This window comes from Mucilaginibacter sp. 5C4, from assembly GCF_034345625.1.
GTDB classification, from domain to species: Bacteria; Bacteroidota; Bacteroidia; order Sphingobacteriales; family Sphingobacteriaceae; genus Mucilaginibacter; species Mucilaginibacter aurantiaciroseus.
In genome coordinates this window covers 2,767,001-2,783,138 of record NZ_CP133775.1, presented here as the reverse complement: position 1 = coordinate 2,783,138, position 16,138 = coordinate 2,767,001, and the positions used below count along the sequence as shown (strand labels likewise).

Sequence of the window (16,138 nt, the reverse complement as noted above, 5' to 3'; positions counted from 1 at the left end):
CATCCTGAGTCTGTCGAAGGACGAGCACGGGCATTTTTGCGATTGGTTCGACAAGTTCAGCATGATAACTGTCAGTCCGGGTTTGTTAAAGACTACCTCAAAATATTATCGGTGATCTTGGCGATATCCACAGCCATTTTATTGATAAACCCTAATTGGTCTTTCATAAATACATCGTCTGCAGTTAGCGGGATGGGCTGTGCTTCGGGCATTGGTACAAAATCTGTTTTTGGCGTTGCCTCAACCGGGGTAACACTTTCACCGCTTAGCTTTCTGTCGGTATCCTTTAATACAGCAATACTTTTCTTGACCAGTTTCAGCATATCCTTATGAGGCGTTACCTGTTCCGAGCGAATAAGTGCTGATGCGATATTGGCCGAATAGGAGGCCAGGATATGGTTTAGCACTACAAATTTGTGCACATCCTTTACGCTCTTCTGTTTGCTTTTTGGTTCGGAAGTCATTCGTTCGAACATGGCCGATAAATTGGCCGAGTTTACATATAAATCTTTACGGGCAAGCTTATATTCTGTAATGCCCACTACTTTGCCCGAGATACTTTCTAGGATCTTTTGCAGGTAGTTGATGTTCGCCGTAACAACCGATTTGAGCGTTTCGTTCAATTGCTGAAACTCCCAGGTAGGAAACAGCACATAACTGGCCATAAACGCGATGCCCGAGCCAATAAGCGTATCAATAACCCTTTCCTGGAAAATATTGATAGTACCCAGCCCCAAAAACTTGAACAGAATAAGCACGTACGGCGTCATAAATATTACCGACACAATATAATTTACCCTTAAAAAACTGTAGGTGCCTATCATCAGCACAAGTAATATAATAAATTGGGCTGTTTTATCGGGAATGAAATTCAGGATCAGTATGCCGATTGCGCCACCCGCTATAGTACCGATCAGCCTTTGGTAATTACGCTGTTTAGACAGGCTGAAACCCGGTTTCAGTATCACAATAATAGTAAGTAGCACCCAGTAACTATGCCCCCCAAGGGATACATTCTTTGCCGTGATAAAACCAACCAAACAAACCAATGATACTCTTAAGGCATGTTTAAAAGCACCCGATTTAAAAGTTAAGTTGTCCCAAAATATATGCGGTGCAAAATCCTGATGGGTTACAAATTTGGAGTATTCTACCTGGTTAGGGCTTTGTACCAAACTGTCTGATGCTTTGGAGTGATAGTATTTATAAATATTGGAGATGCTTTTAGTCAGGTCGCGCAGGTTGATCAGGATTTTCTTTAACACCAAATTGCTGGTTTCCTTGTCATCGGCGCCAATGGTATCTATGCGTCGTTTCAAATGCTCCAAACGCAGTTCAAGGTTGCTCAATTTTTCGGGGCGGTTGTTGGCCAAAATGGCATAGCCGATGTTGTCCAGGTCGTCGGCGACATGGTGAAGGAAATCTGCGATTTCTGATAACACACCTGTACTTTCAAACTTTTCGCGGATGTAGTTATAATCGTAGTGGGTAGCCATGATCTGTTCAAACATATCCACCAGGTCGTTAAAAGTGATTACGAGGATCCTGCTGGCCGCGGTAGATTCTTTGACCATCAAACGGCTTTTAAACAGTATCTCCCTTACCGCGTCCTGGTGGTTGCTTACCTGGATCTGCTGCATTACCAATTTGCGGTAATTCTCGTCAACATCCGTCCGGGTGAGGTAAAAATCGGCTTTTATCCGCAGGAAGCGGGCTATATCTGCAACATTCTCGCCCAAGATCTGCTGCGCGGCACGGTAGGGCCTTATGCCAAAAAATATCAGGCTGAAGACCATGTACCAAAGCCCGCCGGCCAAAATAGTTAGGGAAAAGTAGGGAATTTCTGGCGGGGGCACCGCTTTATCCATCATAAATATCATCACCAGTAATGCCGATGTACCTACAGATGCCGCCCGGTTGCCATAAACCGTAAGCATTGAGAACAGGAACGAAAATGCCGTGATCTCCAACCCTAATGTGAACACATTGAAACGTGCGTAGCCTGTAATTATGGCTACTGCCAACAATATGCCGTTGCCTGCTGCCATGGCATTGCGCTTGTGCGAAACTGGCCCCGGCCCGTCAATAGTACATATACAAAGCGCGCCAAGTGATAGGGTAAGGCCAAGGTCGAAATGGCCTAAGTACATCAGTACCAGCGCTGGGGTGATGATCCCAATGGTCATGCGCAACCCGTCAGAAAAATACTGACTATAAAAAAAGCTTTTTATTTCTCTTTTGTGGCTTTGCATTTACTATTTATTGGGTGCGGTATTTGTTGTGCAAAATTAAACAAATAAAACGTAGCCCCCTCTAAATCTCCCCCGAAAGAGGAGGATTTTAAGTCCTTCCTATTGGGGAGGGTTGGGTGGGCTAATAACAATTATTGCATTAAAATGTACTTAATGTTATTAATTTTTAGTTTTTAGCGTATTTTAATTTTAGATACTTAAATTCACGGCGATATTATTCTTATAAATCTTTGTAAACCTGTTCTACCATGCCATCAACCTTAAGGCTCAGTCAAAAAGAATCTATTTTTAACCACGAAGTTGTAAAACGTTTTGAGTTATACAACAGCCTGTTTCAAACGCTGCCTTTTTACCAGGTTAAGGATACAGGTATTTTGCTGCCGTTCTTTAGTTCGCATTGCGATAAGGGCGCGGCAGACCAGGCATCACCTACAGAGATAATCGAATCGTTCTTTAAAAAGTACGTGCCAAATATTGATCACCGCGAGCAAATAAATCGTTTATTCAGGTTTATACAATACATCGAGCGACAGGTTGTTTTGTTTGACGCGATTGAGGATTCATCCTTCGCTAAAGTGGGCCGTGTGGATGATACCGGTACGCTGCAAAGCTTAATACAGCAGGCATCGCAAAGCGAGCAGGCGAGGGCGAACATCAGTAAGCAGCTGAAAGATTTTTCGTTACGATTAGTACTTACCGCCCACCCAACCCAGTTTTACCCGGGTACCGTTTTGGGGATCATGACGGACCTGATCGAAGCGTTAAAAACGAATGATATCCCATCAATAGATGGCTTGTTACAGCAATTAGGTAAAACGCCATTCTTTAATAAAACTTCGCCAACCCCGGTTGATGAGGCCGTAAGTTTGGTGTGGTTCCTGGAGAATATATTTTACCACGCGCTATCGGGCATCCAGGCTAAACTGGAAGATGAGTTTGATATTGAAGGTAACCAGCAGGTATTAGAACTAGGCTTTTGGCCGGGCGGCGACCGCGACGGTAACCCGAACGTTCATATGGAAACCACGCGATCGGTATCGTCATTATTAAGGCAGGTAATTTACCGGTGTTACTACCGCGATTTTAGGAACCTGAAACGCCGGATCACTTTCCGTGGCTTTGCCGATACCATCAGCAAGCTGGAAACCCTGCTTTACGATAATGCCTTCAATCCGCAGGAAAGCCCTAAAGACCTGCAGCCGGAATTGTTGAAATTGCTAAGATCGATGCGCGAGACTTTGGTTAACGAGCACGACAGCCTGTTTGTAGGCATCGTAGATAACCTGATCCAAAAGGTGAATCTGTTTGGTTCATACTTCGCTACGCTCGATATTCGCCAGGATAGCCGTGTGCTGCGCGATGTGTTTAAATATACCACCGAGAAAGTTTATACCGGCGTGCCTAAGAACTACGCGGAGATGAACGAGGAGTCGAAAATTAAAAGCCTTCCGTTTAACCAGGCCGATTTTAAATGCCCCGCCAATGCCGATCCGTTGATAAGCGATACGTTGGATACTATCAGGCTGATGAAGCAGATTCAACACAGCAATGGCGAAAAAGGCTGCCAGCGTTTCATCATCAGCAATTGCCAGCAGGCATCAGATATTTTACAGCTGATAGCGCTGTTCTTGTGGAGCGGTTGGGAAAAAGATAAACTGAGTGTTGATTTTATGCCGTTGTTTGAAACCGTTAACGATTTGAAACAGGCCGGCGATATTATGGAGAAGTTATATACGCATCCATTCTATAAATCGCATTTGAAAAAGCGTGGCAACAGGCAGGCCATTATGCTTGGTTTTAGCGATAGTACTAAAGATGGCGGTTACCTGATGGCAAACTGGAGCATATATAAAGCCAAAGTGGAATTGACCGCTATAGCCCGCAAACATAACATTACCCTTGCGTTTTTTGATGGCAGGGGTGGCCCGCCGGCACGTGGTGGTGGTAAAACACACCGTTTTTATGCGTCGATGGGTAAAGAAATAGCTAACGACCACATCCAGTTGACCATACAGGGGCAAACCGTTAGTTCGCAATACGGCTCTGTAGAAACGGCAAGGTTTAACACCGAGCAGTTAATTAATGCGGGTATTACCAGCGCCCTGCATCCAAACCACCACGATCTGCTTGATGAAAAGCATAAAGCCTTGATCGCGGAAATGGCCGAAGAAAGCCACGGTTTATTCCTGGCGCTGCGCGAACACCCATTGTTTGTAGATTACTTGGAGAAATTTAGTCCGTTGAAATTGCTGTCGCAGATCAATATCAGTAGCCGCCCAACCAAACGTAACGCGGGTGCCAAACTAAAATTGGAAGACCTGCGCGCCATCAGTTTTGTAACCTCCTGGAGCCAGCTTAAACAGAACATACCGGGCTTTTACGGTGTTGGTACTGCGCTTAAAAAAATGAAGGATAACGGCAGCTGGAAAGAAGTACAGGAGCTTTACCAAAACTCGGGCTTCTTTAAAACGATGCTGGATAACTGTATGATGTCCATGACCAAATCTGATTTTAGGGTTACGGCTTATATGGAGAAAGATAAAAAATTCGGTGCGTTCTGGAAAGGCCTTAAAGCCGAGTTTGAACTAACCCGCGATATGCTGCTCGAACTTACCCGTACCACGGTACTCATGGAAGAATTCCCTGTTGACCGCCTCTCTATCGCCATCCGCGAGAAGATCGTTTTACCACTGGTGATCATTCAGCATTATGCCCTGCAGTGCCTTAACAATACCGATGACGAAGAATTGATAGGCATTTACAATAAACTGGTGATCCGTACGGTTTACGGTATTGTAAATGCGGGTAGGAATTTGGCGTAAGATCCCCTAAATGTCAGTGAGGAGCGTAGCGACGTGGCAATTTCAGAGGACAAGCGGATATGCTGAGATTGCCACGCTATCGCTCGCGATGACATGGTTTTATATTCCTGCGCAATTGCTGGATTTTTGTAAACAGAATGTAATAAAACTTGTTACGTAAGTATATAAGCTTAATATTTTATGATGAAAAGAACATTTTGTATTGTATTGGCACTTGCCACTCTGATTTTTACACAAGCTTGTAATAACCGAAAAGCAAAAAACTACAACAACATAAAGCAATCTAACGAAGAAGGGATCTCCTTCGTAAAAAACGCGCTTGAATCCGGCGCAGCCGAAATAAAACTCTCGCAACTGGCTTTAACCAATTCTAAAAACCCACAGATGCTGGAATATGCCAAGAAGGTAATTGCCGACCATGCCTTTATGGATGCCGAATTAAAAATGGTATCGGGCAGTAAAGGCAATACAGATACACTGACCGCCATTCATCAAACCCAGGTAGACAGCCTTACCAAAAAAACAGGCGAAGCGTTTGATGAAATGTATATTCAGGCGATGGTTATTGATCATGAGAACGTGATCAAAGTTTTTAAAGCAGGAGAAACTAACAGTGATAAAAAGCTTAAAGAGTTTGCTATCAAAAGCACGCCTAAGCTTGTACTGCTTTTAACCCATGCTAATGAGATCTGTGCTGGGTTAAAATAGCTTTAACTGGTGCTCTACAGGTTGTTTGGCTTTGCCAAACACTGTGCGGCCGCCATATTTCCAGGAATCATTTCTTTCTTTTTCGATCACCTTATCGAAGTTGGCGTTAGGCGTAAAATTCTTTTCGGCAGCTTGCGCTATGTTGGTGAGGCGTTTAATGGCTTCGTTTTTTTCGCCATTACCCAGTTTGGCCTTATGAATGGCGGTTTGGAGGACGCCAATAGTTTCATCGTAAACCTTTATGGGGACAGGGAAGGGGTGCCCATCTTTACCGCCATGCGCGAAAGAGAACCTTGCAGGGTCTTTAAACCGCGAAGGGGTGCCGTGAATTACCTCGCTCACCAATGCTAGCGACTGCAGTGTACGCGGGCCAAGGCCTTGCAGTAATAATAATTCTTCAAAATCCTTCGGCTGCTTTTCGTGTGCCAGCCATAGTACCGCGCCAAGGCGTTTTAGGTCTACATCTTTTGCTTTTACATCGTGGTGGTTGGGCATCACCAGGTGGCTTATTTCTTTCAGCATCCTGTCGGGATGCTCGGCGGCAATTTGCATTACGCCGGCGCGGGATGAATCCGCAAGCTTGTCGGCCATATTCAATATCAAACCGTTGTTTTTACCGTGGATGCCGGTATGCGGGTCTTCCACAAACGAAGTCAGCTGTTCCGAGTGCCAGTGGTAGCGGCGGGCGGTGCTGCTGGCGTCGCTCATACCTTGTTGTACAACGGCCCATTTGCCGGTATCGCTCAAAATAAAATTGTGGGTATACAACTGGAAACCATCCTGTATAGCCGTATTATCTACCTTAGCGCTCAGCTTGCTGCATTTTACGAGGTGATCGCCATTAAGCCCGATGCTGTTGCAAACGGCCATCAGTTCCTGCGGGGTTTTGGTAGAGTGCTTGCCCTTGCCACCGCAAATGTAAATACCCAAATCACGGCTATGCGGGTTGATAGCCCGTTTTAAGGCACCCATTACCGAAGTAGTAATGCCCGATGAATGCCAGTCCATACCCATAACAGCGCCCAGGCTCTGGAACCAGAACGGGTCGCTAAGTCGGCGCAGCACTTCATCCTTACCGTAATCCATCACAATGGTTTCCATTACAGCGAGGCCAAGCTTGGCCATCCGCTCGGCAAGCCAAACAGGCACGTAGCCATAATGTAAAGGCATATCGGCACTTCCGGAACGCTTCATACTAACAAAGTTAGCAAAAATATTGTCTGAATCAGGATTTAAGAATTTTCAAAATAAAAGGCGTACACCCCGGGGCGTCATTGCGCGGAGCGATAGCGACAAAGCAATGTCTTTAGGCAAGCCTGAACTTGCGAGGTGTATAATTGTCTTAAAGAGATTGCTTCGTACCTTACAGCAATGACGCGCGTTTAGGGGAGGAGTGTCACACCTCAAACGCCACCTTTACATCACTCCAAAACTCATCCAAAGCAATGATGCGAGGCTTGAAGAAGGAGATCAGTTTAGGCCAATCTTGCTGTTGGAAAATGCTTACGGGCGAGATCTCGGTATATATTCGGCTGATGGTTTTGCCGTAATCGTCGGCAGTGTGCAAATCCCATTGCCATTCCTCGCCAAGGGCACTGTGCAGCATGGTTTTGTAGGTTTCGAATTGCTCGAAGAAGAGTTGTTGCAGTTCCGGGTCGGGGTGGGCTATTTCTATGGCGATGCTTGCCGTTTTGTTATCGGCCTGCATCCTGAAAAAGATATGCTTAACGCCCGTTTTATAATTGATCCAGTTGGTGCGCAGGCCTTCGGCGGATAACACCGGGCCCATGTATTGCCCAAACGCCGTCCAGAATGCCTGCTTTAACTGTGATGCCTGATCTTTTGAGTACATAGATGTATTATATAAACCAAATTGCCATTTTGTAGATAATGTTTTGCTTCGTGATGGAATTCATCGGCATAAATAGAAGCAGGAACAAAAAATGGCGGACTTTCATAAGCGTGTTTCAAAGAGGCTTTAAACTTAAAAATAAATTAGCCGCGGCTCAAATATTTCTGCCTAAACATTTACATTAGCATTTCGCAGATTTCATAATTACGATATCGGTTTCGCATTTTACTTTTGCGCAACCTGCCTAAAAAAGATAAAAAATTGCAAGATGAAGTGTAGGTTAACAGTAAGTGTTTATTGTATCATTTTTGGCGTTTCAACGTCGGTTTTTGGTCAACAAAAGCCGCTGTTTAACGCTGACAGGAAGCCAAAATTGATCTCTAATCAATTTGCCTTTACCGAAGGGCCGGCGGTGGACAAAGCGGGCAATATCTTCTTTACCGATCAACCCAATAATAAGATCTGGAAGTATGATATTAATGGTAAACTTTCTGTTTTTATGGATGGTGCGGGTAGGGCAAACGGCACCTATTTCGATAGTAAAGGGAACCTTATTGCCTGTGCTGATGAACACAATCAGCTTTGGCAGATCAGTAAGGATAAGAAGGTGAAAGTGCTGTTGAAAGACTTCAAAGGCAAGTTATTCAACGGCCCTAATGATCTTTGGATAGATAAAAAGGATAATATCTATTTTACCGACCCATATTACCAGCGCTATTACTGGACCCGCACCAAACCCGATATGAGCAGTCAAAAGGTATTTCTGCTGCTAAAAGGCCAAACCAAACCAATTGAATTAGATAGCATGGTACGCCCCAATGGCATTGTGGGCACGCCCGATGGTAAACACCTTTTTGTAGCCGATATTGGTGATGGAAAGGTATATAAATACACTATAAACCCAAATGGCTTGATTAGCAACCGCGAACTGTTTTTTGCGCAGGGCGCGGATGGCATAACGCTTGATGAGCAAGGCAACCTCTACCTGGCAGGCAAAGGCATTACTATTGTAAACCCTCGGGGTATTCAGATAGCCCATATCGATATCCCCGAGCCATGGAGTGCCAATGTTTGTTTTGGTGGGAAGAACAGAGATATGTTATTTGTAACGGCTTCTAAAGCTATTTATGTGTTGAAAATGAGTGTTAAAGGGGTGGAGTAAATCTTAGTTAAAACCATGCTTCGTACGCAATGACGTGCGGAGTAGATTTAGCTTTTTTCAGTCTTTACCATCCTATCCCGACTACTCATGTCTTTGCGTAATTCTATGTTAGTAAACCCCTTATGAGATAATAGCTCAACCGTCTCTTTACCAAGATTTTCGTTGATCTCGAAGAAAAGCAAGCCGTTTTCTAACAGGTGTTCAACCGCAAAATCGGCAATGGCTTTGTAGAATATCAGCGGATCATGCTCGGGTACAAACAAAGCGCTATGTGGTTCAAAACCGGTTACGTTTTGGTGCATTTGGAGTTTATCTTCCAGCGTAACATAAGGAGGATTAGATATGATGATATCGAATTTCGGATTTTTAATTTCGAATTTTGTGTTGAGGATATCGTCATGAACAAAGTTCACTTCAACTTCATTTATTACCGCATTTTGCTTAGCCGTATGTAAAGCATCCGCAGAAATATCTATAGCGGTAACCAACGCGCCGGGCAGGTTCTTTTTGATGCTGATGGCAATGCAACCACTGCCCGTACCAATATCTAATATCGAAACCGGCTTTAGACTTTTAACTTTTAACTTTTGACTTTCAAGAACCCATTCCACCAACTCCTCTGTCTCCGGCCTTGGTATTAGCGTAGCAGGGGTCACTAAAAAGTTCAGTCCGTAAAATTCCGTACTTCCTAAAATATACTGTACCGGTTTACCGGTTTTAAGCTCATCAAGGATGCTTTGGATCTTTTCAGCAGCTTCACTGGGAATATTATCCTCCGGGAATGCCTTTATTTTTGCGCGGGACATACCGGTAATTTCCTCCAGTACCAACAATGCAACCGACTGTATTTCACGGTTATCATAAACCTGATTTAAACCCTGCTGAAAGGAAAGAAATACATCCTTAATAGTTTTCATGCAACAAAGTAACATAAAACCTACTTTTGCACAATGGCATTACATGATATTTATATGCAGCGCTGCCTTGAACTGGCCGCATTGGGCGCGGGTAAGGTTAGTCCGAACCCGATGGTTGGCGCTGTGATAGTATGTGAGGGCAAAATAATAGGTGAAGGCTACCACCAGAAATACGGCGAAGCTCATGCTGAAGTAAATGCCATTAAAATGTTGACAGACAGGTATGATAACTATTTTGACCTGTTGCAGCAAAGCACCATTTACGTTTCTTTAGAGCCTTGCGCGCACTATGGCAAAACGCCACCCTGTGCCGATCTCATCATTAAACACCACATCCCCAATGTAGTAATAGGCTGCCGCGACCCATTTGCGCAGGTAGATGGCAAAGGCATCGAAAAATTGCAGGCGGCAGGTGTAGCCGTTATAGTTGGTGTTTTAGAAAAAGAATGCCAATGGCTAAACCGCCGCTTTTTTACCAGGGTACAAAAGCAAAGGCCTTACATCATCCTGAAATGGGCGCAAACAGCGGATGGCTTTTTTGCCCCCACAGATGGTAGCCAGCACTGGATAACCGGCCTTGAAAGCCGTAAACTGGTTCACCAATGGCGCGCCGAAGAGGATGCCATACTTGTTGGTAAGAACACCATACTGGCGGATAACCCGCAGCTAAACGTTCGCTACGCGGAAGGCAGGTCGCCAAAACGGGTGGTGATAGACCGCAGGTTGGAGTTAAGTAATACGTTGAACGTATTTGACCAATCGGTTGAAACATTGATATTTAACGAGGTGAAGTTTGATATAGACGGCAAGAATAAATACATCGCTCTGGAAGACTTTGACCGTTATGTGCCGCAGTATATTCTGTTCCAATTATACCTACAGGATATCCAATCGGTGATAATTGAGGGTGGCGCGCATACATTAAACTCGTTTATTGATGCGGGTTTATGGGACGAAGCACGTATTTTTACTGGCGCATCTGTATTACAAACCGGCATTAAAGCACCTATGGTTACCGTTATTAAAATTTCCGAACAAACTATCGGTGCCGATAACTTACAGATCATTACAAATACACCTACCTAATTTATAAAAACATGTTATACGTTTTTTTAAGTATTTGCTGCAGCGTAATTGTTTCCGTTATGCTGAAACTGGCTAAACGCTACCAGATAGACGTTTTCCAAGCCATTACGTGGAACTATAGCATGGCCATATTGCTAACATGGTTCTTTTTTAAACCCAGCGTACCCAATCTGCAAAGTGCACCAATAAGTATTTATTTGGCTGTGGGTTTTTTGTTGCCGGTAATTTTTATGGTGATGGCCGTATCGGTAAGGGTAGCGGGTATTGTACGTACGGATGTTGCGCAACGGTTGTCGCTGTTTATCCCGTTACTGGCTTCATTCCTGCTGTTTGGCGATAAGCTGAATACGCTGAAAGTTGTGGGGTTAATTATTGGTTTCATAGCCATATTATGTTCTATACCATGGCAAAAGAAAACGGCCAACCGCAAGGTGGTTTCTAACGCGTGGATGTATCTGCTTATCGTATTCTTCGGGATAGGTATTATTGATATCCTGTTTAAACAGGTGGCCGCTTTTACAGCCGTGCCTTATACCAGTTCGCTTTTTGTGATCTATATTTTGTCGTTTGTGATAGCGCTTATTATCCTTGGCATCAGGATATTTACCAAACAAACCAAATTTTCCTGGCCGCACATTGGTTTTGGATGGTTGCTGGGTGTGGCCAATTTTGGCAATATTTTATTTTACTTAAAAGCGCATAAGGAATTATCCGGCACGCCGTCAACCGTATTTTCGGCCATGAATATTGGTGTTATAGCATTAGGTACCCTTGTAGGTTTGGTTGTATTTAACGAGCGCCTGAGTGTGCTTAATAAGATAGGCGTAGCCTTAGCCGTTGTAGCCATTGTTGTAATAACCCTTTCAAACAACTAACGCGTGCTGTTCGACGATACCTACAAAACCATTAGCGCGCCTATCGAAAATGTCTTCCGCGACCGAGGGAGCAAGTTCCTGGCGTATGCTTACCCGGTTACCTCAGATAGTGATATCAAACCCATCATTGCCAAGCTAAAGGCGGAGCACCCAAAAGCAAATCACCATTGCTGGGCAATCAGATTAGGGATCGACCGCTCTGTGTTCCGCGTTAACGATGATGGCGAACCATCCGGTACAGCAGGGAGGCCGATACTTAATACCTTGTTATCGCGCAATATCACTAATGTGCTGGTGGTGGTTGTTCGCTATTTTGGCGGCACTTTATTGGGTGTACCCGGCCTCATCAATGCCTACAAAATCGCTACCGAAATGGTGCTGGATGTGGCTGAGGTTATCGAAAAAACCGTTAACGACATCTATACCATTACCTTCGATTACGTGCAGATGAACGACGTAATGCGTATTATTAAAGATGAGCAATTGCAGATATTAGAGCAGGTATCTGAATTGAACTGCCGGATAAAACTTTCCATCCGCAAAACGCAAGTGGAGCAGGTAATGAGTAAGCTTAACAAAGTAATCGGCGTAAAGGCAGTTTATAACTATAGCGGGTAAGCAAATTAAAATCCAGCCAATCGTAAAAATCCACTCAATTCCGGTTCGCCTTCTCAGTAAAATTGTTTATTTTGCATGCATATGCAATCTTTTGAAATAGATAAAACCGACCTGCTCCGCATCAAAACCGCTCTCGAGGGCGACGATGCTGAATTACAGGCGGTTCTGAAAGAGTACCACTCTTCGGAGATTGCCATATTGTTTGAGCGATTGCCCCAGGAGGCAAAAGAACGCATCATCAATCTTCTTTCTACCGAGATAGCTACCGAGGTAATCTCTGAAATGAACGAGGAAGACCACCCGGAAGAGCTGTTGATAGGCCTGCACCCCGGGAAGCGTACCGAGATCGTAGAAGAAATGGACTATGACGTTGCGACGGACATTATCTCACAGCTAGACAAGGAAGACCAGCAGGAAATTTTAGAGGATATTGACCACGAAGATGCCACCAGCATCCGCGCGCTATTAAATTACGATGAAGACACCGCCGGTGGTTTGATGAACTCGCAGGTGATCTGCGTAAACATCAATCTGGATAAAAAAGAAGCGCTGGAAGAGATTATCCGCCAAAGCGAAGAGATGGAGGAGTTTTACACCATTTACGTGGTGAATGATACTAAGATCTTGCAGGGCATTGTTTCTATTAAAGACATTATAAAAGCCCGCGGCGAGGCCAAAGTACGCGACCTGGTGCAAACTGATTACGTTTACGTAAAAGCCGAGCTTGACCAGGAAGAGGTTGCCAAGTTGATCTCGCAATATAACCTAACCACCATCCCCGTTGTTGACGATAATATGAAACTGCTGGGCCGCATTACGGTTGATGATATCATCGACGTTATGGAGGCCGAGAATACCGAGGATATCCTGAAGATATCGGGTGTATCCGAAGATGAGGAATTGAGCGGTAACTGGCAGGACGCGGTAAAAAGCCGTTTGCCATGGCTCATCATTAACCTCGGAACCGCTTTTTTGGCTGCCTCTGTAATTAGGCAGTTTACCCATGTAGAAGAAGAACTGCCCATTATTGTAGCTTATGTAACTATTATTGGCGGTATGGGTGGTAATGCCGCTACCCAGGCGCTTGCTGTAACCGTTAGGCGTATTTCGTTAAGTGACCTTACCGACAGGCAAACGTACAGTACGGTTATAAAAGAACTTTCGGTAGGCTTAATAAATGGCGCGGCTAACGGCCTTATTGTGTTGGCGTTCGCTATTTTTTATGATAAAAACCCAATGTTGGGTGTAGTATTATTTTTGGCGATGACCGGTAATTTAATTGTGGCCGGTTTAACAGGCGCGGGCATACCGCTGATACTGAAAAGGGTAGGGATAGACCCGGCAGTGGCATCATCTATCATCATCACCACATTTACAGACTGTATTGGATTTTTGCTGCCTTTGTGGCTTGCAAGCCAACTTTTATTATAATTTTGACCCATCAAAACGAACACGAATATGACCGAAGTTAGATACAACTGGACACAAGAAGAAATTTCAAAAACATACCACTCACCATTGCTTGACCTGATCTTTCGCGCGGGAACCATTCACCGCGAAAATAAAGATTATGCAGAGGTGCAGATAAGCTCGCTTATCTCTATAAAAACAGGCGGTTGCCCGGAGGATTGCGCTTATTGCCCGCAAGCGGCACGTTACAATACGGGTGTAGATGTACACGCCATTATGCCTAAAGAAGAAGTAATCGCGGTAGCGCAAAAAGCTAAAAACGGCGGCGCTTCAAGGCTTTGCATGGGTGCTGCATGGCGCGAGGTACGCGACAATCGTGATTTTGACAAGGTGATAGATATGGTGAAAGCCGTAAATGAGTTGGATATGGAAGTTTGCTGTACCCTGGGCATGCTTACCGAGAGCCAGGCGCAACGTTTGGCAGATGCAGGCCTCTACGCCTACAATCACAACTTAGATACGTCTGAAGAAGATTATAAGCGCATCATCACCACCCGTACTTATGATGACCGCTTACAAACCTTAGACCATGTGCGTAAAGCAAAAATCTCGGTTTGTAGCGGCGGTATCATTGGCCTTGGCGAAACCGCGCAAGACCGGATCTCGATGCTGAAAACATTATCCAATATGCCAAAGCATCCCGAATCTGTACCGATCAATGCTTTGGTACCGGTACAAGGCACGCCATTGGCAGATCAGCCACGCGTATCTGTTTGGGATATGGTAAGGATGATAGCCACCACCCGTATCATTATGCCTAAAACCGTGGTAAGGCTTTCTGCAGGCCGTACCGAAATGAGCACTGTGGAGCAGGCCATGTGTTTTATGGCAGGCGCCAATTCTATCTTCGCCGGCGAGAAACTGTTAACCACCCCAAATCCATCATTTGATGAGGACATGGCGATGTTCCAGTTATTAGGTTTAACCCCGCGTAAAGCCTTTAAAAATGGCCGCCCTAATGTCTCTAAAGAGATCAGGGAAATGAGCATTAACGAGGTGATATAAAAATCATCTTTACTGATAAAACAAAAATGCCATAGCGCTTCTTTTATACAAAAAAGAAAAACGCTATGGCATTTGACCAATACCACGAACCACCTGAAGAACTATCACAGGAAACCCGCACTTTTATACGCATGATCGTATCCCCTGGCGAAGAAGCCGAGGCCATTAACTGGTACGAGCAACGCATCTCGGTAGAGCAAGACAAACAAGCAAAGGCTATTTGCAAAACGCCCAGCACGAGGAGTTTAAACACTTTGGTATGGACCTTGAGTCCCTGCTGCGCAAGAAACCCGTTTGGCGTAAAACCTTGAAAGCCATATTGTTTAAAGAAGGCGACATCGTTGAATTGGGCGAAAAGGCGAAGAGGCTTCGGAGTGATTTTATATCAATACTCCGCAAATTGCTAATCAGTGTAACACCAAAGCCAACGTTCGCCCGGCTGGGCAGATGCTATAACGGGGTGATGCTCGGCATGATAATGTTTGGTCATGTGTTGCTCGTCGCTTTGGTCGCAGCATAGGGTAACGCCGCAGGTTTGGCAAGTACGTAGGTGAAACCACTCGGTGCCTTGTTTTACACATTCCACGCAAACCTGGTCGTCGCTTAATTTAATTTCTTTTATGGCTTGCAAATGCTGGCAAAAGCCAGGATCTAAATCTGGCATTGGTGATGTATTGACATGCTAAGATAGCAAAGGGAAATTATTTATTTGCGGTCTTTCTACATTTGATAAGGAAGAAGGGATAGGACTCATCTATTTCGGCAACTTCATATAATCCGGCATCGCTAAACTCCGCAGTAACCGATTCTTTGTCATAAAAATAGATTTTCACCCCTTCAAATATCTCGTATCGGTCTGGGCTGATAAAATTGCCTTCAACATAAGTATCTGCCTGTTTTGAAATGGCCGTAAAAACCATGTAGCCACCATCAGATAACTAAGTATAACAATCACGGATGAGTTTAGCCCGCTCATCAGTATCCAGTAAATGAATTAAGGCATAACAAAAGATCCCATCATATAAGCGCGTGTCAAACGGCATATCGCACACCGATTCATGATAAATGGCTATATAGTCGCCATAGTGTTTTCTTGCTTACGCGATGGCCGTTTCCGAAATCTCGATACCGGTTACAATCATCCCATTATCTCTAAAAATTTCCGCATTGCGCCCATAACCTATGCCAGGAACAAGGACACTTGTTACCAATTGCTTAACAAAAAGGTCCTTTGTCAAAATAGCGGAGTTAGCTGGTTCAAAACCCCACATCTCCTGGTTTTTAATAAAGCTTTTCTCCCAAAATTCAGATTGATCACTTTTATCCATATATATTATATAATGCTTTATTCGCAATAAAGTTGCAATTAAA

At 44.4% G+C, this 16,138-nt stretch carries 16 protein-coding genes; 9 read left to right on the top strand and 7 right to left on the bottom strand.

The features are described from left to right. Positions 1-92: 92 nt before the first annotated feature. Positions 93-2,252, bottom strand: a complete 2,160-nt coding sequence (locus RHM67_RS13150) for an FUSC family membrane protein (protein WP_322227225.1) — start codon at positions 2,250-2,252, stop codon at positions 93-95. Between the two features lie 248 nt (positions 2,253-2,500). Between RHM67_RS13150 and RHM67_RS13145 the strand changes: the two genes are divergently transcribed. Together RHM67_RS13145 and RHM67_RS13140 are read left to right on the top strand one after the other, a co-directional pair. Continuing rightward, on the top strand, positions 2,501-5,074 hold the full coding sequence (locus tag RHM67_RS13145) for a phosphoenolpyruvate carboxylase (protein WP_322227224.1): 2,574 nt from the start codon (positions 2,501-2,503) through the stop codon (positions 5,072-5,074). Between the two features lie 180 nt (positions 5,075-5,254). Continuing rightward, complete coding sequence (locus RHM67_RS13140; protein WP_322227223.1) at positions 5,255-5,782, top strand: DUF4142 domain-containing protein; 528 nt, start codon at positions 5,255-5,257, stop codon at positions 5,780-5,782. Here the strand turns inward: RHM67_RS13140 and RHM67_RS13135 are convergent. Further along, positions 5,774-6,976 (bottom strand): DUF763 domain-containing protein, encoded by a 1,203-nt coding sequence (locus tag RHM67_RS13135; RefSeq protein WP_322227222.1) that lies wholly within the window; start codon positions 6,974-6,976, stop codon positions 5,774-5,776. The two genes, RHM67_RS13140 and RHM67_RS13135, sit on opposite strands and share 9 nt — an antisense overlap. A gap of 202 nt (positions 6,977-7,178) precedes the next feature. After that, positions 7,179-7,634: a DUF4268 domain-containing protein gene (locus RHM67_RS13130; protein ID WP_322227221.1), complete on the bottom strand. Its 456-nt coding sequence runs from the start codon at positions 7,632-7,634 to the stop codon at positions 7,179-7,181. A 268-nt stretch (positions 7,635-7,902) separates the two neighbouring features. Between RHM67_RS13130 and RHM67_RS13125 the strand changes: the two genes are divergently transcribed. Beyond that, positions 7,903-8,796 (top strand): SMP-30/gluconolactonase/LRE family protein, encoded by an 894-nt coding sequence (locus RHM67_RS13125; RefSeq protein ID WP_322227220.1) that lies wholly within the window; start codon positions 7,903-7,905, stop codon positions 8,794-8,796. A 47-nt stretch (positions 8,797-8,843) separates the two neighbouring features. Here the strand turns inward: RHM67_RS13125 and prmC are convergent, their stop codons facing one another. Beyond that, a complete protein-coding gene (gene prmC, locus RHM67_RS13120) occupies positions 8,844-9,713 on the bottom strand; it encodes a peptide chain release factor N(5)-glutamine methyltransferase (RefSeq protein ID WP_322227219.1) in 870 nt (289 codons plus the stop codon). Positions 9,714-9,746: 33 nt separating this feature from the next. Between prmC and ribD the strand changes: the two genes are divergently transcribed. The 6 genes from ribD to RHM67_RS13090 all read left to right on the top strand — a co-directional run bounded on the left by ribD (position 9,747) and on the right by RHM67_RS13090 (position 15,078). After that, the gene (gene ribD / locus RHM67_RS13115; protein WP_322227218.1) at positions 9,747-10,799 is read left to right on the top strand and encodes a bifunctional diaminohydroxyphosphoribosylaminopyrimidine deaminase/5-amino-6-(5-phosphoribosylamino)uracil reductase RibD; all 1,053 of its coding nucleotides are present in this window, start codon (positions 9,747-9,749) and stop codon (positions 10,797-10,799) included. A gap of 11 nt (positions 10,800-10,810) precedes the next feature. Further along, the gene (locus RHM67_RS13110) at positions 10,811-11,674 is read left to right on the top strand and encodes an EamA/RhaT family transporter (RefSeq protein WP_322227217.1); all 864 of its coding nucleotides are present in this window, start codon (positions 10,811-10,813) and stop codon (positions 11,672-11,674) included. A 3-nt stretch (positions 11,675-11,677) separates the two neighbouring features. Continuing rightward, positions 11,678-12,292 (top strand): YigZ family protein, encoded by a 615-nt coding sequence (locus RHM67_RS13105; protein WP_322227215.1) that lies wholly within the window; start codon positions 11,678-11,680, stop codon positions 12,290-12,292. Between the two features lie 81 nt (positions 12,293-12,373). Then, positions 12,374-13,723 carry a magnesium transporter gene (gene mgtE / locus RHM67_RS13100; protein ID WP_322227214.1) on the top strand — a complete coding sequence of 450 codons (1,350 nt, stop codon included), beginning with the start codon at positions 12,374-12,376 and terminating at the stop codon, positions 13,721-13,723. A gap of 27 nt (positions 13,724-13,750) precedes the next feature. Beyond that, positions 13,751-14,767, top strand: coding sequence for a biotin synthase BioB (gene bioB, locus RHM67_RS13095; protein ID WP_322227213.1), 1,017 nt, complete (start codon positions 13,751-13,753; stop codon positions 14,765-14,767). Between the two features lie 65 nt (positions 14,768-14,832). Next, entirely contained in the window at positions 14,833-15,078 is a 246-nt protein-coding gene (locus RHM67_RS13090; protein WP_322227211.1) for a hypothetical protein, read from the top strand. 92 nt (positions 15,079-15,170) lie between these two features. Here the strand turns inward: RHM67_RS13090 and RHM67_RS13085 are convergent, their stop codons facing one another. The 3 genes from RHM67_RS13085 to RHM67_RS13075 form a co-directional block, all read right to left on the bottom strand. Further along, the gene (locus RHM67_RS13085) at positions 15,171-15,431 is read right to left on the bottom strand and encodes a UBP-type zinc finger domain-containing protein (RefSeq protein ID WP_322227210.1); all 261 of its coding nucleotides are present in this window, start codon (positions 15,429-15,431) and stop codon (positions 15,171-15,173) included. Between the two features lie 37 nt (positions 15,432-15,468). Then, on the bottom strand, positions 15,469-15,687 hold the full coding sequence (locus RHM67_RS13080) for a hypothetical protein (protein ID WP_322227209.1): 219 nt from the start codon (positions 15,685-15,687) through the stop codon (positions 15,469-15,471). Positions 15,688-15,864: 177 nt separating this feature from the next. After that, positions 15,865-16,095 carry a hypothetical protein gene (locus RHM67_RS13075; RefSeq protein ID WP_322227207.1) on the bottom strand — a complete coding sequence of 77 codons (231 nt, stop codon included), beginning with the start codon at positions 16,093-16,095 and terminating at the stop codon, positions 15,865-15,867. Positions 16,096-16,138 lie beyond the last annotated feature (43 nt).